Genomic DNA, 24,656 nt, shown 5'->3' on the forward strand with positions numbered 1-24,656 from the left:
TGCCTGATTTAATTACCGGATATCGACTTTCAGCGTCGCCGTCGCTTCGAATTCGCCGGTATCGAGTTCGCCACCGATGAGGTTTATTGGCACTGCTGTGAGCGATACTTTCCCCAATCCGTTCTGGTTCATCGCGAGTACGCCCTGAGTGAACGGAATAAACGTGCCCGCATCTTCCACAATGATTCCGATATCAGCTTTATTGTCGGAAGGGCGGCGGCGCGCAACGAGATAATACTGATCCTGCACGTCCTGCCCCTCGATGATCATCGTCAGCTTGTTGCCGGCAGGTATTGCCGGTAGGCCATTTTGAGTGCAGTCATATTTAATATCAAAGTTCACCGGGCTGTAATTATCTGGCGGGTTGTTCCGGATAACGAACTTACTGGCCTGAATAGCGCCAAAATTAACAGAAATGATTTCTCCCTGATTAATCTCACAGCTTTGCGGAACCGTCAGCGTACCACTGAGATAGAGAATCGCTACCGGTGTACCCAAGTAGGGATTTTTCTCTGCGGAGGTGGCAGCAGAAGCGTAAACGCGGGCGATTTCGGTACGGGGAATATCAATCTCACCAACAAATGGTGTGGTGATGTAAAAGCTAAGTTTCCCCTTGGAACCAACGGTTAAAGTGTCGTGCGTTGTTTGTTGCTTGCAAATACCGTTGTTGCTTCTGTCGCGATGTAACGTCTTATCACTGACGGCATTCAATGTGGGAACAGTGACATCACTGTTGTTGGGAATAGTAATTTGTGTCATTAAATCAATATGATCGTTAATTTCATAATAATTAAGTCCATGTCCTGCTGGCAACGAAGTTTGCAGGCTGTAGATAAGTTGCACTCCGCTGGAGCTGGCGGCATCCGCATCCAAACAGTCACAAGATATCTGGTAACCTTGCTGGCCACTGTTTAATGCCTCTTCAAAAGTAAATGACCTTTTATTTTCTTCACTTTTTAAATCGCGCAGTAAAGTGTTTTCATAAGAAGCGGCCCCTCCGTTCAAGGGATTACAGATAACAGAACTTGCAGCCAGAGCTTCATTTGGGTGTAGAGAGAACAGAGCAAATATCAATGCCGGGCACAAAAGCGTTTTTAGATTCATGTTTTTTCCCTAAGTACATGAGGCTGTGATGGATTGAACTGAGTCAGCAGAGGTTTTGAGATTCACCTTTGCTGTGCATTGCTGATTAGCTGCTACACCCCATTTCACATGTAAGCCCACTTCTTCATCGACCTTCACACCTGACAAATAAAGAACACCACCTTCATCAACGATATTTTCCAATGTCTGATCTTCACTGACCGCGACAGCACCGAACGGCACCGGAGTTTCATCAGTGCGAAGCAACTTAATAAGCACGCGGACGCCAATGCGTGCATCGAAATGCGCAGTGACCATTGCCCCGCGGTTAGGGATGACCATTCCGGAAGATTTTGTGACATCAACATCTTTGGGCAGGGTCGTGGTGTCAAGATCGATACGGTTTTCTGCGTATGGAGTCAGATAAGGCACCACGGCGTAACCACGCCAGTCAGTTTTTAAACCGGGAATATTCTGGACTCTCGCACCGCTGGCGCCATTGGTATCAATCAACGCAAAGGATTCACCTAAAGGTTGGGAAAGTGTGACACCGTGAGAGTGCGCGATAACGCCACCAGAAATACCGTAATTAGTTTGCTGAGAAGTATTGTCATAGTAATAGCCCGTATTAAGCGTGCCGTATGTCGAGCGGTAGGTCGCGTTCAGATTGGTGTTGTCGGTTCCACCGTGATCGGTGTGACTTTGCTGAACCGAATAGCTGAGGCGATAATCATCCAGAGCGCTGCCGCTGAGGCCTAACTGCTGACGTGTGTTATCGCTTTTTTGATGCGTTACGTTATACGTAGCCCAGCTTTGCGGAAGCCAGCGACTTAATGGAACGCGAATGTTCAGGGCAACCTGCTGATCATTATTTTGCTCTTGTACCTGGCTGTAGGAGTACGAGAGGCTGTAGCTGATACCACTCAAACTGGTATTCAGCCCGACGGTGATATTTTTCTCTTTGCTGGCATCTTGCCAGTAATCCTGCTGATAAACCGAGGTGTAAAGGCTGGCACCTTCCCATAGTGACTGATTGATGCTGACCTGATACTTGCTGCGTTTGTGATTGCCTTGGGAAGAGTCGTTCTGTGACTGGTTAGCCTCGTCAAAATCGTAGAAACCGCTGGTGGAATAGCGGTAACTGGCGACGGAGAAGTTAGTATCCGTCGTCTCGATATTTTTAGAATATTGGACCCGATAAGACTGACCACTATTGTTCTGATTGTTACCCGGCGTGGTTTGGGCTTGTGTGACATCGACAGAAACGGAGCCCAGATTGACTAAACTAAATCCCACACCCGCCAGGCCAGAAAGATAATCAGATGACAATAAGGTGCCGGCGTAGGCGGTAATTTCATTAGACACGCCATAAATAGCGGTGCCCTGAGCAAACTCAGGTTCCTTATCACCACTTTCGTTTGATCGGTATTTGCCGAGAGTGCCGCTGTATTTAAAACGTCCGGGGCGTTGCATAACGGGCACCGCAGAGAAAGGCTGATTAAACCTGCGCTCCGTACCGTCAGCTTCTTTTACAGTGACTTCCAGTTCGCCGCTAAACGAAGAAGGGTAAAGGTCATTAATCTCGAAAGCCCCGGGTGGCACGTAACTTTGATAAATGATGTAGCCATCCTGCCGGATGGTGACTTCAGCATTTGAGTTAGCAATGCCACGGATAGTGGGAGCAAATCCCCGCTGGCTGTCTGGCAGCATATTGTCATCGGAGGCCAGCTGAACACCGGTAAATTGCAGGCTGGGAAACAGATCGCCGGATGTGGAACTTTGGCCCACCAGGAACTGGGATTTGAGGCTTTTAATGTCTCTCTCAGCATAAGTCGAAATGCTGTCCCAGCTGTGCTCATTATCGCCGCTGCTGTAGGTACTGTAATTGCGCAAACGCCATGGGCCCAGATTTAGCCCGTTTTGCATATTTAGATATTGGCTGGAATCATTGCTGCCATTATTGTTCTTACGCTGAGAGCCAGATAATGCATAGTTAGAAAACAAAGCGGGAACGCCATCATCCCATCTGCTCGGGTCAACGTATCCATGGGCTTGTTGATTCAGTGCTGCCTGTGGGATGCTCAAATCCAGACGCATACGGTTGAAATCGAATTTTGCAGTGGCGGCCGGGATGTACAGCGCCAGATCGCCAAGCGGCAAATCATTCTGATGAGTGACCAACGCAGGGAATGCATCAACCCTTACATTGAGGGCTCGTAGCAAATCAGGTGTGATCTGAGGGCTCAGCGAACCATCGGGTAGCGGGTCATAACGGATTTTGTGTTCCAGCACTTCAGTCTGATTGACGTAGATTGTCGTGTCGTAAATGCCGGGAATTTGTGCTTTGTCACTCAAAGTGAAAATTGAAAGATCCACTTTGTCAGAGGACTGACCATGGTGCTCAAGCAATTGCGGATCGAAGTAAACGTCTTCAGCCTGAGCTGAATCGATAACTAAGCTCACTACCGGAAAGGAGCAGGTCAGGCAAACTTTCAAAAAATGGCGTTGAAACAGAATTGAGTAGCGTCGCTCCCTCACTTTTTTTACAGACGGCGAATAATCCATTGTCATTGTCCCTGAACTTTCAAAAAGCATTCATGCGGTGCGGTCCGTGTGGCGAAAATTACAGAGTTTTTTTAATTAAAGCGGTATCTCCGCCATAATCGGTGATGGCTCGCCACTCGACCGTATTTCCGGAATTATTGTCAGGTAATTTCACCGTGATCTGGCTTCCGGGAGCAACCATATCGGTATCTTTGAGTAAGGAATTACCTACCATCAGATAACTGAATACCACGTAATAAGATGAAGGGTTTGTAATATGAAGCTCTCCATTCTCTCTTGAGAATGTCAGGGATTTGCGTGCATCCGATGCTGTACCCTCTATTTTTTCCGGACGATAAAAAAGCTTTATTCGGGTTTTTACAACAACCTTTAATTCATTCACGTCATTTTTTGGTGTAGAGGGAATAGCGCGCACATTAATATAAAATACGGATTCTTTATCTTGTGGTAATTCTTTTCCTGTATAGGAAATTCGTAGGTTATTTTCTTCCTGCGCGTTCAGGCGAAACAGCGGTGGTGTAACAACGAATGGTCCCCGAGTTTTCCCATCACTATTGTCAATCCATGATTGAATCAAATAGGGGTTAGTGCCTGAATTATTGCTCAAAGGTAATGAGGCTTCTTTCTTGTCGGCATTGTAAATTACACGGGTTCGACCGACCAGTATCCCTCCACCATAACTTAGCTGAATGGTAAAAATAAAAGTTAGCGAAAAATTAATTATAAAGCTTATTATATTACGCATGTAATTATTACATCCAGTAATGAGTAATTGTTATTCAGCTATTGAATGATCTCGCCAGACTTAAATGGGTCAGTCTGGCGAGTTACTCGTTTTTAATGGTAATCGAGGGTCACATTTACACTTGCGTCTGCAGTACCTTCATGGATAGCCAGCGGCGCGACATATGAGCGGTAATAAGCAGTCCAGTTGATATTCATGTTTGTACCTGTGATAGGGTAACTGATATCTGACAGTTTATTGAGCGGCATTACCGCACCACTAGCGGTATCAATAATTTCTATGCCTACCCCGGTAGCAATATCATCTGACACAACGCCGTCCCCAACCTGGATTAAATTAGGGTTACTTGCGTTCACGGGAGTGGCTTCCACCCAAACACGGAATTGGGGGATAGTGTCTGTTACCGGGCAGTTAGTGAGGGGAAGTATTACAGGAACATGTTGGGGCGACGTCTCGCCAATTTTGGTAAATTGCGCGGCGGCATAATGCCCTAATTCAACATGGATATCAGAGTTGTTATTAATAACACATGCGGTCTTAAGTATTTCCCCGGTGAATTTTATCGTTCCATCTACTGCATAGCTATTCCCGGCTAATGCCAGGAGTAACCCACTTACCATGAGTTTGTATGTCGTTTTCATTGTTGCATCCATTCTGAAATAAAACGTTGAAGGTTATTCTGCGGAGTTTATCAGGATTTGCGTAATGTCACTGATGAAATTTCCGCAGAAAAAGATTCTATCAACTGTTTTATGCATTGGGTAGTACGCATTACTTCGTTGAATTATACGCTGTTTTAAAATTGATCAATCATATTCATATGGATGATCGTTAATGTTTTTTAATTCAATTAATTTATTGTTTGTTTTCGCGATAAATACGCTGTGTATATATTCTAAAGAAACAATTAATACGTTCTCTTTAAATTGGTGATTTAATTATATTCCAACAGGCCTGAGACGATTGAAAGTAAATTGAGGAGCATTAATGGCGTTGTTTCAGATCTTTTTAAGAATGGTTCCTTTCATTTAAATCTCACTTTTATTTGATTCAGAAAGCAGGTCGTGCGTTTTTTAACCAGAAACAAGAAGAGAGAGGCGCTTATCCACGGGTTTACGCGGAGAAAACCCGGCAGAGAAGGAAGAAGATTGCTCTGATATTGTTGATAAATTAGGAAAACCATATCCATTGTTACAATTTCGTCTAGAATATATACCAATAAACGCTGTCTGTTTTGATTGATATTTCTAACAATACAAGCTTCAGGCATTCACGCCTTTGGGAGAGTTACATGCAAGAAAATCACAAGATTCTGGTGGTCGATGACGACATGCGCCTGCGCGCACTTTTGGAGCGTTATCTGACTGAACAGGGCTTCCAGGTGCGTAGCGTTGCCAATGCTGAACAGATGGACCGTTTGCTGACCCGTGAGTCATTCCATCTGATGGTTCTGGATTTGATGTTGCCTGGCGAAGATGGTTTGTCTATCTGCCGCCGACTGCGCAGCCAGAGTAACCCGATGCCGATCATTATGGTCACGGCAAAAGGCGAAGAAGTTGACCGTATCGTGGGCCTCGAAATCGGTGCCGACGACTATATTCCTAAGCCATTTAACCCGCGTGAATTGCTGGCCCGTATCCGTGCGGTGCTGCGCCGTCAGGCGAACGAACTGCCGGGCGCGCCTTCTCAGGAAGAGGCCGTGATTTCCTTCGGTAAGTTCAAGCTGAACCTCGGTACCCGCGAGATGTTCCGTGAAGATGAGCCTATGCCGCTGACCAGCGGTGAATTCGCCGTACTTAAAGCTCTGGTGAGCCATCCGCGTGAGCCGCTGTCCCGTGACAAGCTGATGAATCTGGCTCGTGGTCGCGAATACAGTGCGATGGAGCGTTCTATCGATGTGCAGATTTCCCGTCTGCGTCGCATGGTAGAAGAAGATCCGGCGCATCCGCGTTATATTCAGACCGTCTGGGGCCTGGGCTATGTATTTGTGCCGGACGGCAGTAAGGCATGAGACGAATACGCTTTTCACCGCGTAGCTCGTTTGCCCGAACACTGTTATTAATCGTCACCTTGCTGTTCGTCAGCCTGGTGACGACCTATCTGGTGGTGCTGAACTTCGCCATTCTGCCAAGCTTGCAGCAGTTCAATAAAGTCCTGGCGTATGAAGTCCGTATGCTGATGACTGACCGGCTGCAACTGGAAGATGGCACGTTGCTGGCCGTGCCGCCTGCGTTTCGTCGCGAGATTTACCGCGAACTGGGCATTTCGCTTTACACCAACTCTGCGGCTGAGGAGAGCGGTCTGCGCTGGGCGCAGCACTACGAATTTCTTAGCCAGCAGATGGCGCAACAGCTTGGTGGCCCGACGGATGTGCGCGTTGAGGTCAACAAAAATACCCCGGTTGTGTGGCTGAAAACCTGGTTGTCGCCTGACATCTGGGTACGCGTTCCTCTTACCGAAATCCATCAGGGCGATTTCTCGCCGCTGTTCCGCTATACGCTGGCGATTATGTTGCTGGCCATTGGTGGCGCGTGGCTGTTTATCCGCATCCAGAACCGACCCCTTGTCGAACTGGAGCATGCGGCTTTGCAGGTCGGGAAAGGTATTATTCCGCCGCCATTGCGGGAATACGGTGCTTCCGAAGTGCGTTCCGTGACGCGTGCCTTCAACCAGATGGCTGCCGGTGTGAAGTTGCTGGCCGATGACCGCACGCTGCTGATGGCCGGTGTAAGCCATGACCTGCGTACGCCGCTGACGCGTATCCGCTTAGCGACAGAAATGATGAGTGATGGTGACGGTTATCTCGCCGAGTCGATAAATAAAGACATCGAAGAGTGCAACGCCATCATCGAACAGTTCATTGATTATCTGCGCACGGGGCAGGAGATGCCGACGGAGATCACCGATCTCAACGGTATTTTGGGCGAAGTGATTGCCACCGAAAGCGGCTACGAACGTGAAATTGATTCCGATCTGGCCGACGGTGAATTGCTGGTGAATGCGCATCCGTTGTCCATCAAACGCGCCGTAGTGAATATGGTGGTGAACGCCGCCCGTTACGGGAATGGCTGGATCAAAGTCAGCAGCGGACGTGAACTGCAGCGCGCGTGGTTCCAGGTAGAAGATGACGGTCCGGGGATCGAGCCGGACCAGCTTAAACATCTGTTCCAGCCGTTTGTGCGTGGCGAAAGTGCCCGTACTACCAGCGGAACCGGCCTGGGGCTGGCGATTGTGCAGCGTATTATTGATGCACATTCCGGGACTCTGGATATCGGCCGCAGTGACCGCGGTGGATTGAGGATCAGGGCGTATCTGCCATTACCGGTGGAGATGCTGCAGAAAGCTGCCGTAACCGTTACGGGTTCTTAAATTGGAAGAGTGGAGGTTTCGGTTTTTCACGTAAGGTGATCGCTTAACGCGCTGCGCCGAAACCGACAAGAGAGGGCCAGGACGGCCCCTCTCTTGACTCTCCCCGTCTTTTTACAACCCGCGCTGTCGCTCGCAAACTATTTTTCAGCAACTTCGGTTATTGCCGCAAACGCCGCCACTGCGCGGTTCTCTCGCCTCGGATTCGAACCTGCTCGAAAAAAGACTCTCGCTGTTTCTCACCACTCACTCGACGTCGTTTTGAAAGCGGCCAAAGGCTTTCTAAAGCGCAACCTTACCAACTGCTTGTAGGAAGAAATTATTGGGCAGATTTCCTCTGACTTTAATAAAGCCTCCAGCCGCTTTCAGAAAGCTTGCCGAACGAAGCGTTTCGAGACCCATGGCTCGAAACCGAGTAAGGGGACCGCGCAGCGGCAAGATTTCGCGGCAATCGCAGGAGTTTCTGAAACATAGCCAGCGAGCGGTAGCGCGCAGTGAAAGAGCCTGAGATTCTTAAGAGGCGCGGCGATAGGCGCCTCTTGAGGCCGGTGTGGGTGGCAACCCACGACCTTGACCTTAAGGCCCGTTTGGGAGCCAGCCCAAGTTATTAGCGGGATAAAACGCCCGCGAACGTTTTAACTCTTCCGACTCATCACATAATACTCCGCGGCTTCCTCCCGCCATCTTGGCGTCTCCGTCACATCCCACGGATTAACCAGCGTAATGCTGGTATGCGCAAACCTGTCACCGTGGTCTGTCGCCAGGCTGGCGTGATGTTGCAGGCAAATCGCCGACAGTTGCGTCTCGCGTTCAGTCATCGCCACGTTCGCCTGTTTTGATAAAGCCGCTACGCGCGGGTAATGCAGCGCGCTGGCGGCGTCAAAGGACAACAGGCGGCCCTCAAAATCCTGATTCAGCATGCCGAGCAACGCGTCGGCGAGCGCGGTTTTCGGGGCGTCTTCGGGTAAATTTTCCACCCAGATAAAGAGTTCGGCGACCGTGAGGCTGGTCAGGTAAAGCTGAGCGGCGTCCTGCGCATCAAGCCACTGGAGAACGGCCTTCTGTGGTTTGGGGCTGATCATCTCAAGGATGATGGCGGTATTGAGAATAATCATTTGGGCGGCAGCTCCAGCGGCGTCGTATTCAGCGCGGCAAAACGCTGGCGGAGCTGGCTGCCGAGGCCAAAATCAGGGGGCGTGCTGGTCAGTGCCTGCTTCAGAATTAAACGCGCCTCCTCTTCCATTGAATGGCCTTTTTTGGCGGCGGCGATGCGCAGCAATTCCTTCACTTCGTCATCCAGATTGCGGACAGTCAGGGTAGCCATGTGAAATTCCTGTGAGAGCAGTGGAAGCATTGCTGTCATTCTGGAATGTGACCGAAAGGGATGCAATAAAAAAGGCGCGGAAGCCCGCGCCTGAGAAAGCAGAGATTATCGCTTAACGGTGCGGGCCTGCGCTCACCAGCGCTGCGCCTGCCGGAGTGTCTGTATATTTATCAAAGTTATCGATAAACAGCTGGGCCAGATGTTCGGCTTTTTCCTGCCACTGCACGCGGCTGCCGTAAGTATTACGCGGATCCAGAATATGGCTGTCGACGCCCGGCAGTTCGGTTGGCACTGCCAGATTGAACAACGGCAGCGTGAAGGTTTCGGCGTCGTCGATAGTCCCGTTCAGAATCGCATCGATGATGGCGCGGGTGTTTTTCAGGGAAATACGTTTGCCCGTACCATTCCAGCCGGTGTTGACCAGATAAGCCTGTGCGCCCGCCGCTTCCATGCGTTTTACCAGCACTTCGGAATATTGCGTCGGATGCAGCATCAGGAACGCAGCGCCAAAGCAGGCAGAAAACGTCGGCGTTGGTTCATTGACGCCACGCTCTGTGCCCGCCAGTTTCGCCGTAAAGCCGGAGAGGAAATGGTATTGCGTCTGGGATGCGGTCAGCCGTGAAACGGGCGGTAATACGCCAAACGCATCAGCCGTCAGGAAAATGACTTTACTGGCGTGCCCGGCTTTCGATACCGGTTTCACAATGTTCTGAATGTGATAGAGCGGGTAGGAAACGCGGGTATTCTCGGTTTTGCTGTTGTCATCAAAATCGATTTTGCCGTCGGCGCTGACCACCACGTTTTCCAGAAGCGCATCGCGTTTGATAGCACCAAAGATTTCCGGCTCAGCTTCCTTGCTCAGTTTGATGGTTTTGGCGTAGCAGCCACCTTCGAAGTTGAAGACACCGTCGTCGTCCCAGCCATGTTCGTCATCACCAATAAGTTTACGTTTTGGATCGGTGGATAACGTGGTTTTACCTGTGCCGGAAAGGCCAAAGAAGACGGCCACATCGCCTTTTTCACCCACGTTGGCAGAGCAGTGCATCGACGCGATCCCCTGCAAAGGCAACAGGTAATTCATGACGGCAAACATGCCTTTCTTCATTTCGCCGCCGTACCAGGATCCGCCGATAAGCTGGATGCGTTCGGTCAGGTTGAAAGCGATGAAGTTTTCCGAGTTCAGGCCCTGTTTCTGCCAGTCCGGATTGGTGCATTTCGCGCCGTTCATCACGATAAAGTCAGGCTCGAAACCTTCCAGTTCGCTGTCCGTCGGACGGATAAACATGTTTTTGACGAAATGCGCCTGCCAGGCCACTTCCGTAATGAAGCGGACTTTCAGACGGGAGTTGGCGTTCGCGCCGCAGAAAGCGTCGACGATAAACAGGCGTTTTCCTGAAAGCTGATGGCTGACCAGCGATTTCAGTGAAGCCCAGACTTCCTGAGAAAGCGGTTTATTATCGTTCTTTCCTTTGCCCTGATCGGCCCACCACAGCGTGTCGCGGGTGGTGTCATCGCGGACAATGTATTTATCTTTCGGCGAGCGGCCGGTAAAAATACCGGTATCGACATTCACGGCGCCCAGCTCTGTCACCTGCCCGCGTTCAAAGCCTTCCAGACCGGGCGCTGTCTCTTCTTTGAAAAGAAGTTCGTAATCAGGGTTATAGACGATTTCGCTGTTCTGATGGATCCCGTAACGGGCGAGTGTTTCGGCGGTGACCCCGATAGTGGTAGGCATTTCCCTGCTCCTTGGCCTGAATTTGAAACCCCAAAGCCTGACGCATTAGGGATAAACTAGTTGTAATTGTAGGTATTTATCGCTTTTGAACCGCGATAGAACTCAAAGAATAACGGGAGATGTGAATATTTTTCCATAATTGTGATGAAAAACGCGAAATATGTGCAACGTTGGTTATATATAAGCAATAAAAAAGGGACTTTTCAGTGAAAAGTCCCTCAGATCGCATGAGTTAACAATCAATGAATATGATCATTTCCCGGATGAACGTCGCCGTCCGCTTTCAGGGTAGCCAGATCCATCGCGTCAAACTCGTAGTCTGATCCGCAATAATCACAGTGCATTTCGATTTTCCCGTCAGCTTCCAGCATTTCCAGAATTTCTTCATCAGGCAGCGTCAGCAGGGCGCCGGCGCAGCGTTCGCGCGAGCAGGTGCAGCGGAAACAAACGTCCTGCGGCTCATACAGGGTGACTTCTTCCTGATGATAAAGACGATAAAGCACTTCGTTGGCCGGCAGGGTGAACAGCTCTTCTGCTTTGATCGTGGTAGTCAGCTGAGCAAGATGGCTGAATTCTTCCGGATCAGTATCTTCGGCTGGCAGCACCTGCAACAGCATGCCGCCTGCGGCTGGCTGGCCTTCAATTTCACCGGTACGGATGAAAATTCGGGTCGGCAGCTGTTCGGACTGCATGAAGTAGTTTTCCAGACACTCCGCCAGATTCTCGCCTTCCAGGCCGACGACGCCCTGATAGCGCTCGCCCACGCTTGGGGAAATGGTGATCACCATGTAGCCGTTGCCAATCATCTCTTTCAGAGAACTGCCTTCAGCGATATCACCTTGCAGGCGCGCAATACCGCGCAGTTCCTGACGGTTGTTCCCGTTGATCACCGCCAGTTTCAGCGGGCCGTCGCCTTGCAGCTGAACGGTAATGTCGCCGTCAAATTTCAGCGTGGCAGTCAGCAGGCTGGTAGCAACCAGCATCTCGCCCAGAAGATTACGGACTTCTGCCGGGTAATCGTGACCGGCAACGATCTGCTGGAAGGTTTCATTGAGCGCGACCAGTTCACCGCGGACGGCGTGGTTATTGAACAGGTAACGGTGCAGTTGGTCATGATTGGACATAGTTTTCTCTCTCAGTGGCGATCACTCTTGATCGCCATATTTAAATTTGATCAGGTTGCGGCGTTCCTTTTTATCCGGACGTCTGTCCGGATGCGGCATCGCATTCATTTTCCGCGCTTCCGAGATTTTCTCCCGGCTGACGATGCTCGCGTCGGTTTCCTGATAAAGCGTCTGCGCTTCTTCCGCACTGCGGCGCTGAGTCGTCAGCCCCAGCACAATGATCGTTTTGGTGTCATTTCCCTGACGAAGGGTGATTTCGGCATTCAGTTCCATCAGCTTGCTGGGTTTTCCCCGCTGGCCGTTGTAATGCACTTTGCCGCCGTCAATCATCTCGCGTGCCAGCGCGCGGGTCTTATAAAAACGAGCCGCCCAAAGCCATTTATCGAGACGTACTGCATTATCGTCTTCTTCCGTTTTGCCTTTCATTTTTCTCCCCTGAACGTGCCGGTATTACCTGGCCGGGCCTGCCACGGGGTCAATCGAAGGCAACAGGCTGCGGAAGTCATTAATCGAGGGATAATCCTGAAATGACTTGTCTGCCATGGTGGAATCCGGATTTTCTATACCCAGACAATAGCGGATACCGAAGGTTTTTGCCGCTTTCAGGATAGGTTCGCCGTCGTCGACAAATAATGTTCTCTCAGGATTAAAACCGGTCTGTTGTTGCACCGCGGACCACAACCGCTGATCTTCCTTCGGATAACCAAATGTGTGGGTGGAAAGTAATAAATCAAGGTGCTGATCCAGACCGGTATGTTCAATTTTAACCGAAAGGCTGTGCGGATGCGCATTGGTCAGCAAAATGGTCTGGCGTCCGGATTGTCGCAAACGGGTCAGAAAAGGCACCGTATCGTCGCGTAAACGCGCATTTTTGCCGATGTTCGTGGTCATCTGGTAGATATCAAGATCTAACCGTTCGCTCCAGTAATCAAAGCAATACCAGTTCATGGTGTGCTGAACGGCGAGGTATTCGTCATGAATAATCTGGCGCGCATTCTCAAGGGGAATGGCGCGTTGCTGGCTGAGCGCCAGCGGCACATCCTGCAACCAGAACTGGCTGTCGAAGGCCAGATCCAGCAGCGTACCGTCCATATCAAGTAAAACGGTGTCGATATTGTTCCAGTCAAAATCAGGGGGCATGACAACTCCATGTCCTGGCGGCTGGATGCAAATCGGGCGGCGCAGGAACGAATGATGAAAAGCAGGGAAGGGCGTCAGGGTAACATAATCACTCACGGTGGCGCAGTGCCACCGTGTGTTTTTTAGCCGGGATTATGGACCGGCATCGGCATCAGCGTGGGGTGAAAGCAAGAGTTGTAATATTGCTGAATGTCGTCGATACGGCGTTTATCTTTCACGAAGCGGCGGACAAACAGCAGGGTATTCACCAGCAGGATCCCGATGAGCAGGAACAGCAGTAAACTGGTCCCCAGATAGCGCCATAGCGTCGAAATATCCGGCTCGCTGTGCAGTGAAATATGGCGGGTTCCGTTGGCATCAATGCTGATACTGGTAATCACGCCCTGCGCGCTGAACGGCGTATGCAGCAGCAGTGACGAGAGATGTTGCAGCTGTTTCCACTGATCCTGCGCCGGATTTCCGGACAACCCGGCTGGCGGCACCGGCATTTCAATAAGCTGATGTCCTTCATCATTGCTGATCAAAAAGCCTCCCGGCGGCGGGCTGTTCAGGCTGTCAGCGGCGCGACGGGTTTCCTGAATGAAGAACGAAGACGTTGCGTTGTTAACCAGCTCACTCAGCGACTGCGCGCTGACCGGGCGCAGCAGGACATTAATCCCCTGCAAAGAACCGGCTTTCGCGCGTTTGACTAATGCGTTCCAGTTACTGGAGTTACCCAGATTGACCAGCGCATTTTTCAGACGCACACAGTCATTGCTCTTGCCGCATAGCGTTTCGGTTTTCAGAACAATATCCGCGAAATCATCGAGCAGGATCATGCCGGATTTTTCAATGGCGGTCGCCAGTTGCGGGTTGATGTTCTGCTCCGGGCTTTCCCCCGGATGCATCTGGTTATTGACCGTGGTCTGCAACGCGGTAGCGGCATCAATAATCTCGGACTGCGGAACCGGCAACGGCGTCGCGGTATTCCAGTAAATCCCGGAGCAGTCAAAAGGCATATAACCGGAGGCTGTCCGGCTGGCGGACGGCGGCACATAGCACATGCCGGTTCCCTGAACTTTCAGGGTATCGCCGACGCGCAATGCGGTTTTTTCCAGTTCCTGCACGCTGTTGACCTGAGAACTTTGTGCGCCCTGAAGCCACGCGACGCTGAGCTTTAAAGGCAATCCGAGCGGGACATAAACCAGTAAAACCAGCAGGAGGAGGAAAGCGCAGGTTGCCAGCACCAGATTTTTACCCCAAAGCTGGAGCGGGAATTTTTTCACTTCTTCATGCAGCGACAGATAGCTTCCCTGACGGACAACCTGGCTGTTCATATACACTTCGACGTCGGTCGGTTGCCCTAAGTCACGGCCGATATAAGGCTGCCAGTGCGGCGGATAAACCAGATCGACAGCGCCCAGTGAAATGTTACTGATATCGCCCTGCTTGGATTCACCAAACAGACCCCAGCGTTTAGGTAAGCCGCGCAGGCAGTGGATTTCCTTACGGTTTTTACCTAAACGTTCGGACACCAGCCGCCAGATGACCCATGCCACCAGACAGGCAGAAAGCGTCAATAACCAAGGCAGCAACATGACCGGGCTTTGCAGCGTGATAAATAACAGAAGAAGCGCGCCGGAGATAGCCAGCGCTTCTTTCACGCCGTTCGAACGCGTCAGGGCGTGCTCTTCCCGCGTTTCCCTGCGGACTTTCACCAGCTCAATATGTTCGCTTTCTTCATGACGAATCGAGGCATTTTGCGGCTGTGAGGGGATAACGGCAGAAACCGGCGCAGGGCCTTCGTAAACGTGATCGGCCAGCGTGTGGCCGTTGAGCGAGATCACCAGCGGCATGGTTTGGGTTTTGATCAGCTCGACCTGATTTTCCTGGGCAATATATTGTTCCCAGAAAGGCGGAAGATGGATTTCAGTGGCGTCGAGAAAATAACGCCACTTGTTGGGATCTTCGCTGGCGACGCCATAGCGCGTGATCGCCCGCGTCAGGCTGTAGACGTTTTCACTTTTGGTGGTCAGCGTGAGTTTATCGCGCAGGATAATCAGATTATTGCGGTGAGTGATCGGCGTCTGGCCGAGCCCTTCATTCTGACGAAGATAGCGTTCGACGGCGTCGCGCTCATTCTGCGAAAGTTTCCGCTGGCTGGGTGTGGGGAATCGCACGACGGACTCGTCGCGTTGGCGACGACGCATTACAAGCCAAAAATAAGACCCTGTGGCAATGATTGCGATACACAACAAAACCAGTGTCACGACTACTGTGCTCATCCGATCCCCGTTCAGACGTGGGTGACTTACGTCAACTCTGTGAAAGTATTATACATAAACGAAATGCACATTCTGCGCGCGGCGGCCTTTTTGATAGGAATTTTATTATTATTTGCCTGAATGGTGTGCACAAAAACACCAATGTAAAGGATACCGGTAATTGTGAAGTTCAGGGTATCGGTATAATCCTATTTTGATGTGGGTGTGTTTTTGTTAAAGCAAAAGTGTGACACCGGTAAGTCAACGCGTCTTTTTTAAACCGGACAGGCGTACTTTTTAAACAAAAATTCTTGCTAAAGGGATCGGCGGCACGGATGTTATTCTGTAAATATTGCGATTCTGGCCCGCATTAACGCACAATGACTTCTGCAAGCGGCTTTTTAATCGTAAAACGAACCCATTAGAACGCCTCTGGTCAGGTGAATAATAAGCTGGGGATGAAATGACACAACACCTGCAAAAACCGAAAATCCTGAAGGTGGAAACCGTTGCCCGTTCGCGTTTGTTCACCATTGAATCCGTCGAACTGGCTTTCAGCAATGGCGCCGAGCGCGTCTATGAGCGCATGCGCCCTTCTGAACGCGAAGCGGTGATGATTATCCCGGTCATTGACGATGAGCTGGTGCTTATCCACGAATATGCCGTGGGGATCGAAAGTTACGAACTGGGATTTCCGAAAGGGCTCATTGATGCCGGTGAAGGCGTGCTTGAAGCGGCGAACCGCGAACTGATGGAAGAGGTGGGCTTTGGCGCGCGGCACTTTGATGTGCTGGCAAAACTGACCATGGCTCCGTCGTATTTCTCGAGCCGCATGAACATCGTCATCGCCAAAGATTTGTATCTGCAAAGCCTGGAAGGTGATGAGCCTGAACCTTTGCCGCAAACCCGCTGGCCGGTTTCTCGCATGATGGAACTGCTGCAACATCCTGATTTTTGCGAGGCACGTAACGTCAGTGCGCTATTCCTCGCGCATGATTTCCTGACGCGTAACGCACGCTAGACGGGAACCACATCCAAAAAAAAGCCGGTCGTGCATTATGCAGACCGGCTTTTTATTATCCGGCGGTTTGCACCGGACAACTTATTCTTTCACGCCATCAGAACAGTTCGTGTTCCTGACCATTATCCATAATGGTTGTCCCGACCTCATGAACCGCATGTTCAGTCGGCTGCGTTCCGTCGATAAAGTATTCCGGACGGCTGTTACCGCCGCCGTCGGACAACTTACCGGTGCTCTTATCGATGGTGACCGTGACAATGCCCGGAGGCGGCGTCTGCGGTTGTTCAGGCACGCCTTCCAGCACGGACTTCATGTAATCATCCCACGCTGGCTGGGCGCTCTTCGCACCACCTTCATAGCCTGAAATCTGATCCGGGATCGCACCAGAAGCCGTTGTGCGGCCTAAATCACGGCGATGATCGTCAAAACCTATCCAGACAGACGTTACTACTTCAGGGCCGCCGTATCCGGAGAACCAGGCATCTTTCGAGCTGTTGGTCGTACCGGTTTTGCCGCCAATATCATGACGCTTCAGATCACGTCCTGCGCGCCAGCCTGTTCCCATCCAGCCCGGTTCCCCGAAGATGTTGGAGTTCAGGGCGTCGCTGATCAGGAATGACAACGGTGCGCTGATAACGTGTGGTGCGTATTGCTGCGCGGCATCGACCTGCGGCGAGTTCGGCGGAACCTGTTCCAGCTGCGGCGTTGGTACGCTGGCATTGTTGTTCGACGTAGACGTTGCCACGTTTTCAACATTGTCATCCGACAGCACAGCAGATTTCTGTGTTTCGCCGTAAATCACCGGAATATTACAGGTGCGGCAGGCAATTTTCGGTTTCGCTTCAAACTGTACCTGACCGGATTCATCCACGATTTTGGTGATGAAATACGGATCAACCAGGAAGCCGCCGTTGGTCAGCGTCGCATAACCACGCACAACCTGGAGCGGGGTGAATGAAGCCGAGCCCAGCGCCAGTGATTCGGAGTGAACGATGTTCGCTGCCGGGAAGCCGAAACGTTGCAGATATTCTGCCGCGTAATCCACGCCCATCGCACGCATCGCACGCACCATCACCACGTTCTTGGATTCGCCCAGACCCTGACGTAAACGGATCGGGCCGTAATACGTAGGCGGTGAGTTTTTCGGACGCCAGTCCGTGCCCGCACCGGCATCCCAGCGGGTAATCGGCATGTCGTTGAGGATAGTTGCCAGTGTCAGGCCCTTATCCATCGCGGCGGTATACAGGAACGGCTTGATGTTCGAACCGAGCTGACGCACCGCCTGATTAGCACGGTTAAATTTGCTCTGGTTGAAGTCAAAACCGCCGACCAGCGCTTCAATCGCACCGTCCGTTGAGTTCAGGGAAACAATGGCCGAGTTGACGTCAGGAACCTGCGCCAGCCACCAGACATCGCCCACTTTACGTACCCAGACTTGCTGACCGGGCTGAACCACGTCGGAAACGCGTTTCGGCGTCGGGCCCTGCGCAGTGTCGCTGCGATAAGGACGCGCCCAGCGCATGCCGCTAAATGGCAGGCTGATCACGGCGCGATTCGACATCGTGGCAGTCGCCTGAGCGTCATCCGTTGCCGTGATAACCGCCGGGAACAGCGGGCCATAAACCGGCAGCGTTTTCAGAGACTGAACAATCTTGTTCTCGTCCCACGCGGGCTCGCCGACTTTCCACAACTGATTTGACGGGCCGCGGTAACCATGGCGCATGTCGTAGTTCATCACGTTGGTGCGCAAAGCTTCCTGCGCGGCCAGCTGCGTTTTTTTGGTGATGGTGGTGTAGACCATATAACCGTCGTTATAAGCGTTGTCGCCATAACGTTTCACCATCTCCTGACGCACCATTTCAGTCAGATACGGCGCGGAGAATTCAATGTGCGGAGCATGATAGTTCGCCACCAGCGGCTCTGCGCGTGCCTGATCGTACTGCGCCTGCGTGATGTATTTCTCATCAAGCATACGGGCCAGCACGGTATTGCGGCGGGCCAGAGAACGGTCATGGGAATAAAGCGGGTTGAAGGTTGACGGCGCTTTAGGCAGGCCGGCAATCACCGCCATTTCACTGAGCGTCAGCTGATCGACGTTTTTACCGAAGTAAACCTGCGCTGCGGCACCGACGCCATAGGCGCGATAACCGAGGTAGATCTTGTTCAGATACAGCTCAAGGATTTCATCTTTGGACATCATCTGTTCGATACGGATGGCCAGAAAAGCTTCCTTGATTTTACGGGTCAGCGTGCGTTCAGGGCTGAGGAAGAAGTTACGGGCTAACTGCTGAGTAATCGTACTCGCGCCCTGTGAGGCGTGACCAGACACCAGCGCAACGGAAGCCGCACGGAAAATACCGATCGGGTCCACGCCGTGGTGTTCATAGAAACGACTGTCTTCTGTTGCGATAAACGCATGCACCATCTCCGGTGGGATCTGGTCAAGTTTCAGTGGGATACGGCGCTTTTCACCGTACTGGGCGATCAAATCACCTTCAGCACTGAAAATCTGCATCGGTGTTTGCAAGCGCACGTCTTTAAGCGTGGCGACGTCGGGAAGCTGAGGCTCGATATATTTATACAAACCGAAGATCGAGGCCGCTCCCAGCAAAATGCAACACACTGCAAGAATCAATAAATACTTTACGAACTTCACCTGAGATTTCCCATTAAGTGTCAATTGGGCAGTTTATAAACAACCGCGCGGTAGTATAAAGGCAAGCCAGCAACATGGATACGTTCTTTTATTTACCTGACAATATGGAGATTGGACGAAAATGCGACTACAAGCATGGCAGGTAGGTCTGGATATTCAAGCCGGTTTTGCCCGTGCGATTGCCGTTCAGCGGCGGCGGCATGGCTGGCAATTACGTCACTGGTGGCAACACCCCTTGCCCGATTTCACATTGCGGGAGGGGATATTACATGAGACCGCGCCGCTGATCGCCATTTTATCGTGCTGGCGAAAAACTCTGCCGGCGTTGATTTCGTTGCGAATAAGTCTTCCGGCACAACGGATTATGCAACAGCGGCTGGCCGTGCCGGACAGCCGTTTACGCGAACCCGCCCGCAGTGCATTTATCTTTGCCAGTGCCGCAAAGCAGTTCCCGCTGAGCATGGAACACCTGGTGATGGATTACCGCGCAGACCCTCATGGCGATAATCAGATCGTGGTGACGGCGGCCCGGCAGCAGGAAATTGAACAGTGGATGGCCTGCATGGCTCAGGCGCGTCTGTTTCCCGATACCATTGAGCTCGCACCCTGTGCGCTGCATGTTGCCGCGCATGCCGCCGGGCTTCCGGGCGATGCGTTGCTCGTCCATCCGATGGATGACGCTTTTCTGTGGGCTTCTCCGCACAGCCTGCCTTTTCAGTTTGGCCTGTTTTCTCATGGAGAAATCGAAACTGAATCCTCCCTGTTAGAAAAAGTACGTGCTCAATATCGCGCAGCCTCATTGTGCAGCAGTGACGTGTTTTTCAGTGGTGAATCACCGCAACCACTGATGCAGAACTGGTCGCCACTGAGTGCCATCGGTCAGCTCTCTGCGCCGCTTCCGGCCAACCCGGGTGCATTTGCTCCCGCCGTCGGGCTGGCGCTCAGGCAGGCAGATTACTGATGCTGCAAGTTAACTTCATGCCGTGGCGTAAATTGCGCCGTCAGCGACTTTTGCGCTACTGGCTCAGGTTTTTCGTTTGCGTACCCGTCTGTGTGATGTGCGGCGTATTTGGCCTGTCGCTTTTTATCCTTCAGGAGCGAACCCTGTTGCAGATGCATTTATCTGCACTGACTTCCTGCGCGCATAAATTGTCGGTTCAGCAACGCCGCGTGACCTTGGCGCTGGCTGAGCACAAAGTCATCGCCGAAAAACGTGCCGCGAGCCAGCAGCGCAGACAGGCCAGCCTGAACGATTTGCAACTTCTGGTGCTCCTGTCGGCGCAGATCCCGGCGGAAGTCTGGCTAAGCGAGCTGACTGAACATCAGGGGCAACTGACGTTAAAAGGAGAGGGGCGTTTTTATCACGACATTCTGGCCTTCAGCGAAGCGCTGACCGCCAGCCCGTTGCTGAGGGATGTTCATCTGTCGAACGTTGAGCAACAACCTGATCATGCGCTGAGTTTCGTGCTGACAACCCGTTTTCAGCCGAAGAATGCTGCGCCGGTTGATGGGGCGTTGCCATGATGATGACATTCTCCGCGCGCCTTGAACCGCTGATGGAAAAACCGGGCTGGCAACGTCTTGCGGCACTGGCAGGATGCGCACTGGTGCCCGTTCTGATGTGTTATCAGTTTTTGCTCCGGGGCTTATGGCTGGAGCAAACAGAATTAAAGCAGCAAACCGAAGCGCAGCAACTGACGGTTTCGCGGGCGCAGATGTCATTATTACGCGCTCCGGCGCTGGACAGTCTCGAGCCTTCGCTAAAGGAAAATACGCCGGAGCAAAAGCAAAGTTTGCCGCTAGAGCAGCAATTTTCGCAACCGCTAAAAGATGCGCAGGCCACGCTGATCCGCTGGCAGCCTGCGGCAGAAATGTCAGCAGCGCCACAGGGAGAATTGCAGCTCAAATTATCCTTCAGCGGCCTGATGAATTTTCTGTCTGCACTCCAGCAGCAGCCGGAACAGCCCGCATTCAGTGAACTGATTTTGCAATCTGCCGGAAGTGAAATGACGGCGTCCGTTTTACTGACACAAACGACGGGTCTGGAATCTCTTCCTGAAAATGCAATCACTGCGGTAACACAGCGTGATCCGTTCGCGGCGGCCGTTTCATCGTCCTGCACAACCGCCGTTCAACCGCTTTTGTGGCGGTTAAGCGGTATCTCTTATGCCGGTGAGCAGCTTTCCGGCTGGCTGCTTTCGCCGGAGGGGCGATGGACCCGTATTGAAACGGGTACACAGCTCGGCACGCCTGCGTGGACCATCGATAATCTGGACAGCTCACACGCTGAGCTCAGCATGGCGGATCCCCGCTGTGGCGAGCTGCGGCAGACACTTTGGTTTGGCAAAAACACGAATTCTCCAGGGAAAGGAAATTAATGAAAAACATCCGTTATCTCTTCTCAGCCTTAATACTCTGCTTCAGTGGGGTGAAAGCGGCAACGCTGCCACCGGTTTCACTCGAATTCCAGGCCTCCCCGGTTGCGATGGTATTGGAGGCACTTGCGGAAACGCAGGAGTTAAATCTGGTGATAGCGCCGGGTGTCGACAGCCAGATCAGCGTGAAGCTGAAAAATGTCCCCTGGCAGCAGGCGCTGGATATCATTTTGCAAATGAGCCATCTCACCAGCCAGCTACAGGGGAACGTTTTGCTGGTGTCACCGGTTATCGATCCGCTTGTGCAACAGCAGCAGCGTCAGGACGCCGCGGAGCAAATGGCGCGGCAAAGCCCCGTTCTCAGCCTGACGGTGCCGCTGAAATATGCCGATGCAAAAGAAGTTTCGCTCAGCCTGAACGCGCAAAAAGGCTCGCTGCTTTCGGCCAAAGGCAGCGCCACCGCCGATCCCCGCACCAACACACTTTTATTACGTGATACCCGCGAAGCGCTGGATGTCGCAGAACCTTGGGTCAGGGAGATGGATTTGCCGCTACAGCAGGTACAGCTGGCTGCGCATATTGTCACAATGAACAGCGAGAGCCTGCGTGAACTGGGCGTTCGCTGGGGATTCAACGGTGAGGAAGCCATCACCAAAGCGGTACGCGTCAATAATTTCAGCATGGGGCTGCCGGTGGAGAACCCGATGTTTGCCGCAGGTTTTAATCTGGCGCACATCAGCGGCCGGATTCTGGATCTGGAACTCACGGCGCTTGAGCAGGAAGATAAGGTGGATATCATCGCCAGCCCGCGCCTGCTGACCGCGCACATGCAAACCGCCAGCATCAAGCAGGGCACCGAAATTCCGTATCAGGTTTCAAGCGGCGCCAGCGGCAGTACTTCGGTTGAATTTAAAGAGGCGGTACTCGGCATGGAAGTGACACCGAAAATTCTGCGCGACGGGCGTATCGAGCTGGCGCTGCAAATCAGCCAAAATATGCCGGGGCGAAGCATCAAACAGGCCGAAGGTGAAGCGCTGGCTATAGATAAGCAGGAAATTAAAACGCAGGTGACAGTGAGAGATGGGGAAACCCTCGTGCTTGGCGGGATTTTTCAGCGCAAAAACCAAAAAACAGACACGAAAGTGCCGGTGTTGGGCGACATTCCCGTCGTCGGTTCCTTGTTTAAACACCAGTACACGAATGAACAGCGCCGCGAGTTGGTGATTTTCATCACTCCGACCTTAATCCGCACCCAATAAACGGGTATTCTGACTTAACTGAAATTGCACAATAACGTTGAGCGCATGCAACTTTTTGTGTCGTGAGAGACTTCTGAGTTTGACGCTGCGGTCGATTTAGCTTACAAGGGTTACCGAATTGAGCACCGTGATCTTTTTATTACGACAGACACGCCGATAAAAACGTACGGTTTCCCTCCTGCGGCGTGCAAAGTGATTTATTCGGTTGCCAAACTACCAAGAGTGTTGAGATAATTTTTTTCTGATCTCGCACTATATCGCTCATGAGGTTTCAGTTTAGGTCCCGCCGCTAATTTGATTGGCGGGGCGGGTTATCATCAACGAATTGTCTTAGTAATACCGAAAAACATGGCAGAGAAACGCAATATCTTTCTGGTTGGGCCTATGGGTGCCGGCAAAAGCACTATTGGTCGACAGTTAGCTCAGCAACTCAATATGGAGTTTTTCGACTCCGATCACGAAATTGAGCGACGTACCGGAGCTGATGTGGGCTGGGTATTTGATTTAGAAGGCGAAGACGGATTCCGCGACCGCGAAGAAAAAGTGATCAACGAACTGACAGAAAAACAGGGCATTGTTCTGGCAACTGGTGGGGGTTCCGTTAAATCACGTGAAACCCGTAACCGTTTGTCAGCGCGTGGCGTTGTCGTCTATCTTGAAACTACCATCGAAAAACAACTGGCGCGTACACAACGCGACAAAAAACGTCCATTATTACAAGTGAGTGCTCCGCCACGTGAAGTGCTTGAAGCACTGGCGAAGGAACGCAATCCTTTGTATGAAGAGATTGCCGACGTCACTATTCGTACCGATGATCAAAGCGCCAAAGTCGTTGCTAACCAGATTATTAACATGCTGGAAAGTAACTGATTATTGGTTCCAATCATTGCCTGAGGGTGTCAGCTAAAAAGGTTACAAAGCACGACATGGAGAGGATTACCGTAACGTTAGGGGAGCGTAGCTACCCCATTACGATTGCTGCCGGATTGTTCCACGATCCGGCTTCTTTTATGCCGGTAAAGGCAGGCGATCAGGTCATGATAGTGACCAATGAAACGCTTGCTCCTCTCTATCTGGACGCTATCCGTTCAGTTCTGGAGCAGGCAGGCGTTCGTGTTGATCAGGTGATACTGCCTGATGGTGAACAATACAAATCCCTGACTGTTCTGAATGACGTGTTTTCCGCGCTGCTCGAAAAGCCGCACGGACGTGATACCACGCTTGTCGCCCTTGGTGGCGGCGTAGTCGGTGATTTGACCGGCTTCGCTGCTGCCAGTTATCAACGCGGTGTGCGCTTTATTCAGGTGCCAACCACGTTGCTGTCTCAGGTTGATTCTTCCGTCGGCGGTAAAACGGCGGTAAACCATCCACTCGGAAAAAACATGATCGGCGCGTTTTATCAACCTGCGTCGGTGGTGGTTGATCTCGACTGTCTGCGAACGCTGCCTGCCCGTGAAATGTCATCGGGTCTCGCGGAAGTTATCAAATACGGCATTATTTTGGATGCCGATTTCTTTGTATGGCTTGAAGACAACATGGACGCATTACTGGCGCTGGATATGAACGCGCTGGCTTATTGCATCCGTCGTTGCTGCGAGCTGAAAGCTGAGGTTGTGGCTGCCGATGAACGCGAAAACGGCATGCGCGCCTTACTGAATCTGGGCCATACTTATGGCCATGCTATTGAAGCGGAAATGGGTTATGGCAACTGGCTGCACGGCGAAGCTGTCGCGGCAGGTATGGTGATGGCGTGTTATACCGCGCATCGCCTCGGGCAATTTAGCCTGGGGGATATCGCCCGGGTCAAAGCGTTGTTAACCCGCGCGGGATTACCGGTTGCAGGCCCGCAGGTCATGGAAGCGCAGTCTTATCTGCCGCACATGATGCGTGATAAGAAAGTACTGGCTGGCGAGCTGCGTCTGGTTTTACCTAAAGCAATTGGTCAGTCTGAAGTGCGCTCCGGCGTATCGCATGAAATGGTGCTGGCTTCGATTGAAGATTGCCGTTAAGACTGCGGCCA

Annotated in this window: 21 protein-coding genes; 9 read left to right on the forward strand and 12 right to left on the reverse strand. The window is 51.8% G+C overall.

Annotated elements, in window-relative coordinates; genetic code table 11:
- Positions 1-12: 12 nt before the first annotated feature.
- From KWG64_RS12595 to KWG64_RS12610, 4 genes are all read right to left on the reverse strand, one after another.
- A complete protein-coding gene (locus KWG64_RS12595) occupies positions 13-1,104 on the reverse strand; it encodes a fimbrial protein (RefSeq protein WP_255562172.1) in 1,092 nt (363 codons plus the stop codon).
- 9 nt (positions 1,105-1,113) lie between these two features.
- Positions 1,114-3,648: a fimbria/pilus outer membrane usher protein gene (locus KWG64_RS12600; RefSeq protein WP_255562173.1), complete on the reverse strand. Its 2,535-nt coding sequence runs from the start codon at positions 3,646-3,648 to the stop codon at positions 1,114-1,116.
- A 58-nt stretch (positions 3,649-3,706) separates the two neighbouring features.
- Complete coding sequence (locus tag KWG64_RS12605) at positions 3,707-4,393, reverse strand: molecular chaperone (RefSeq protein ID WP_218522074.1); 687 nt, start codon at positions 4,391-4,393, stop codon at positions 3,707-3,709.
- A 92-nt stretch (positions 4,394-4,485) separates the two neighbouring features.
- Positions 4,486-5,034: a fimbrial protein gene (locus KWG64_RS12610; protein ID WP_218522075.1), complete on the reverse strand. Its 549-nt coding sequence runs from the start codon at positions 5,032-5,034 to the stop codon at positions 4,486-4,488.
- 650 nt (positions 5,035-5,684) lie between these two features.
- On the opposite strand from KWG64_RS12610, the gene ompR reads away from it, so the two are divergent.
- Positions 5,685-6,404, forward strand: coding sequence for a two-component system response regulator OmpR (ompR, locus tag KWG64_RS12615; RefSeq protein WP_009635740.1), 720 nt, complete (start codon positions 5,685-5,687; stop codon positions 6,402-6,404).
- Positions 6,401-7,762: a two-component system sensor histidine kinase EnvZ gene (envZ, locus tag KWG64_RS12620; protein WP_152327527.1), complete on the forward strand. Its 1,362-nt coding sequence runs from the start codon at positions 6,401-6,403 to the stop codon at positions 7,760-7,762. The genes ompR and envZ overlap by 4 nt, the downstream gene beginning before the upstream one ends.
- A gap of 632 nt (positions 7,763-8,394) precedes the next feature.
- Here the strand turns inward: envZ and KWG64_RS12625 are convergent.
- The 7 genes from KWG64_RS12625 to KWG64_RS12655 form a co-directional block, all read right to left on the reverse strand.
- The gene (locus tag KWG64_RS12625; RefSeq protein WP_218522076.1) at positions 8,395-8,874 is read right to left on the reverse strand and encodes a type II toxin-antitoxin system VapC family toxin; all 480 of its coding nucleotides are present in this window, start codon (positions 8,872-8,874) and stop codon (positions 8,395-8,397) included.
- Positions 8,871-9,083 (reverse strand): plasmid stabilization protein, encoded by a 213-nt coding sequence (locus KWG64_RS12630; protein WP_218522077.1) that lies wholly within the window; start codon positions 9,081-9,083, stop codon positions 8,871-8,873. The genes KWG64_RS12625 and KWG64_RS12630 overlap by 4 nt, the downstream gene beginning before the upstream one ends.
- 112 nt (positions 9,084-9,195) lie before the next feature.
- The gene (gene pckA, locus KWG64_RS12635) at positions 9,196-10,818 is read right to left on the reverse strand and encodes a phosphoenolpyruvate carboxykinase (ATP) (RefSeq protein WP_218522078.1); all 1,623 of its coding nucleotides are present in this window, start codon (positions 10,816-10,818) and stop codon (positions 9,196-9,198) included.
- A 239-nt stretch (positions 10,819-11,057) separates the two neighbouring features.
- The gene (gene hslO / locus KWG64_RS12640) at positions 11,058-11,942 is read right to left on the reverse strand and encodes an Hsp33 family molecular chaperone HslO (RefSeq protein ID WP_152327523.1); all 885 of its coding nucleotides are present in this window, start codon (positions 11,940-11,942) and stop codon (positions 11,058-11,060) included.
- Positions 11,943-11,963: 21 nt separating this feature from the next.
- The gene (gene hslR / locus KWG64_RS12645) at positions 11,964-12,368 is read right to left on the reverse strand and encodes a ribosome-associated heat shock protein Hsp15 (RefSeq protein ID WP_195825412.1); all 405 of its coding nucleotides are present in this window, start codon (positions 12,366-12,368) and stop codon (positions 11,964-11,966) included.
- Positions 12,369-12,392: 24 nt separating this feature from the next.
- Positions 12,393-13,082, reverse strand: coding sequence for a GMP/IMP nucleotidase (yrfG, locus tag KWG64_RS12650; RefSeq protein WP_218522079.1), 690 nt, complete (start codon positions 13,080-13,082; stop codon positions 12,393-12,395).
- Between the two features lie 122 nt (positions 13,083-13,204).
- A complete protein-coding gene (locus KWG64_RS12655; RefSeq protein WP_218522080.1) occupies positions 13,205-15,346 on the reverse strand; it encodes an intracellular growth attenuator family protein in 2,142 nt (713 codons plus the stop codon).
- Between the two features lie 442 nt (positions 15,347-15,788).
- On the opposite strand from KWG64_RS12655, the gene nudE reads away from it, so the two are divergent.
- Positions 15,789-16,346 carry an ADP compounds hydrolase NudE gene (gene nudE / locus KWG64_RS12660; RefSeq protein WP_104923641.1) on the forward strand — a complete coding sequence of 186 codons (558 nt, stop codon included), beginning with the start codon at positions 15,789-15,791 and terminating at the stop codon, positions 16,344-16,346.
- Between the two features lie 97 nt (positions 16,347-16,443).
- On the opposite strand, the gene mrcA is transcribed toward nudE, so the two are convergent.
- Positions 16,444-19,002 (reverse strand): peptidoglycan glycosyltransferase/peptidoglycan DD-transpeptidase MrcA, encoded by a 2,559-nt coding sequence (mrcA, locus tag KWG64_RS12665; RefSeq protein WP_218522081.1) that lies wholly within the window; start codon positions 19,000-19,002, stop codon positions 16,444-16,446.
- Positions 19,003-19,123: 121 nt separating this feature from the next.
- Here mrcA and pilM point away from each other — a divergent pair, with 121 nt between their 5' ends.
- The 6 genes from pilM (at position 19,124) to aroB (ending at position 24,645) form a co-directional block, all read left to right on the forward strand.
- On the forward strand, positions 19,124-19,963 hold the full coding sequence (pilM, locus tag KWG64_RS12670) for a pilus assembly protein PilM (protein ID WP_218522082.1): 840 nt from the start codon (positions 19,124-19,126) through the stop codon (positions 19,961-19,963).
- Positions 19,963-20,526 carry a PilN domain-containing protein gene (locus KWG64_RS12675; protein ID WP_218522083.1) on the forward strand — a complete coding sequence of 188 codons (564 nt, stop codon included), beginning with the start codon at positions 19,963-19,965 and terminating at the stop codon, positions 20,524-20,526. The genes pilM and KWG64_RS12675 overlap by 1 nt, the downstream gene beginning before the upstream one ends.
- Entirely contained in the window at positions 20,523-21,380 is an 858-nt protein-coding gene (locus tag KWG64_RS12680) for a DUF2531 family protein (RefSeq protein WP_218522084.1), read from the forward strand. Before KWG64_RS12675 ends, KWG64_RS12680 begins: the two co-directional genes overlap by 4 nt.
- Positions 21,380-22,636, forward strand: coding sequence for a DNA uptake porin HofQ (gene hofQ / locus KWG64_RS12685; protein WP_218522085.1), 1,257 nt, complete (start codon positions 21,380-21,382; stop codon positions 22,634-22,636). The genes KWG64_RS12680 and hofQ overlap by 1 nt, the downstream gene beginning before the upstream one ends.
- A 348-nt stretch (positions 22,637-22,984) precedes the next feature.
- Positions 22,985-23,506, forward strand: a complete 522-nt coding sequence (gene aroK, locus KWG64_RS12690) for a shikimate kinase AroK (protein ID WP_104923635.1) — start codon at positions 22,985-22,987, stop codon at positions 23,504-23,506.
- A gap of 56 nt (positions 23,507-23,562) precedes the next feature.
- Positions 23,563-24,645, forward strand: a complete 1,083-nt coding sequence (aroB, locus tag KWG64_RS12695) for a 3-dehydroquinate synthase (protein WP_195825419.1) — start codon at positions 23,563-23,565, stop codon at positions 24,643-24,645.
- Positions 24,646-24,656: the final 11 nt, after the last annotated feature.

Source organism: Rahnella sp. PD12R (assembly GCF_019200965.1).
Taxonomy (GTDB): Bacteria; Pseudomonadota; Gammaproteobacteria; order Enterobacterales; family Enterobacteriaceae; genus Rahnella; species Rahnella laticis.

Excerpts from the sequence above, each read along its gene's own strand:
- KWG64_RS12595 (WP_255562172.1), bottom strand. The coding sequence starts at position 1,104 with ATGAATCTAAAAACGCTTTTGTGCCCGGCATTGATATTTGCTCTGTTC.
- KWG64_RS12600 (WP_255562173.1), bottom strand. The coding sequence starts at position 3,648 with ATGGATTATTCGCCGTCTGTAAAAAAAGTGAGGGAGCGACGCTACTCA.
- KWG64_RS12605 (WP_218522074.1), bottom strand. The coding sequence starts at position 4,393 with ATGCGTAATATAATAAGCTTTATAATTAATTTTTCGCTAACTTTTATT.
- KWG64_RS12610 (WP_218522075.1), bottom strand. The coding sequence starts at position 5,034 with ATGAAAACGACATACAAACTCATGGTAAGTGGGTTACTCCTGGCATTA.
- ompR (WP_009635740.1), top strand. The coding sequence starts at position 5,685 with ATGCAAGAAAATCACAAGATTCTGGTGGTCGATGACGACATGCGCCTG.
- envZ (WP_152327527.1), top strand. The coding sequence starts at position 6,401 with ATGAGACGAATACGCTTTTCACCGCGTAGCTCGTTTGCCCGAACACTG.
- KWG64_RS12625 (WP_218522076.1), bottom strand. The coding sequence starts at position 8,874 with ATGATTATTCTCAATACCGCCATCATCCTTGAGATGATCAGCCCCAAA.
- KWG64_RS12630 (WP_218522077.1), bottom strand. The coding sequence starts at position 9,083 with ATGGCTACCCTGACTGTCCGCAATCTGGATGACGAAGTGAAGGAATTG.
- pckA (WP_218522078.1), bottom strand. The coding sequence starts at position 10,818 with ATGCCTACCACTATCGGGGTCACCGCCGAAACACTCGCCCGTTACGGG.
- hslO (WP_152327523.1), bottom strand. The coding sequence starts at position 11,942 with ATGTCCAATCATGACCAACTGCACCGTTACCTGTTCAATAACCACGCC.
- hslR (WP_195825412.1), bottom strand. The coding sequence starts at position 12,368 with ATGAAAGGCAAAACGGAAGAAGACGATAATGCAGTACGTCTCGATAAA.
- yrfG (WP_218522079.1), bottom strand. The coding sequence starts at position 13,082 with ATGCCCCCTGATTTTGACTGGAACAATATCGACACCGTTTTACTTGAT.
- KWG64_RS12655 (WP_218522080.1), bottom strand. The coding sequence starts at position 15,346 with ATGAGCACAGTAGTCGTGACACTGGTTTTGTTGTGTATCGCAATCATT.
- nudE (WP_104923641.1), top strand. The coding sequence starts at position 15,789 with ATGACACAACACCTGCAAAAACCGAAAATCCTGAAGGTGGAAACCGTT.
- pilM (WP_218522082.1), top strand. The coding sequence starts at position 19,124 with ATGCGACTACAAGCATGGCAGGTAGGTCTGGATATTCAAGCCGGTTTT.
- KWG64_RS12675 (WP_218522083.1), top strand. The coding sequence starts at position 19,963 with ATGCTGCAAGTTAACTTCATGCCGTGGCGTAAATTGCGCCGTCAGCGA.
- KWG64_RS12680 (WP_218522084.1), top strand. The coding sequence starts at position 20,523 with ATGATGATGACATTCTCCGCGCGCCTTGAACCGCTGATGGAAAAACCG.
- hofQ (WP_218522085.1), top strand. The coding sequence starts at position 21,380 with ATGAAAAACATCCGTTATCTCTTCTCAGCCTTAATACTCTGCTTCAGT.
- aroK (WP_104923635.1), top strand. The coding sequence starts at position 22,985 with ATGGCAGAGAAACGCAATATCTTTCTGGTTGGGCCTATGGGTGCCGGC.
- aroB (WP_195825419.1), top strand. The coding sequence starts at position 23,563 with ATGGAGAGGATTACCGTAACGTTAGGGGAGCGTAGCTACCCCATTACG.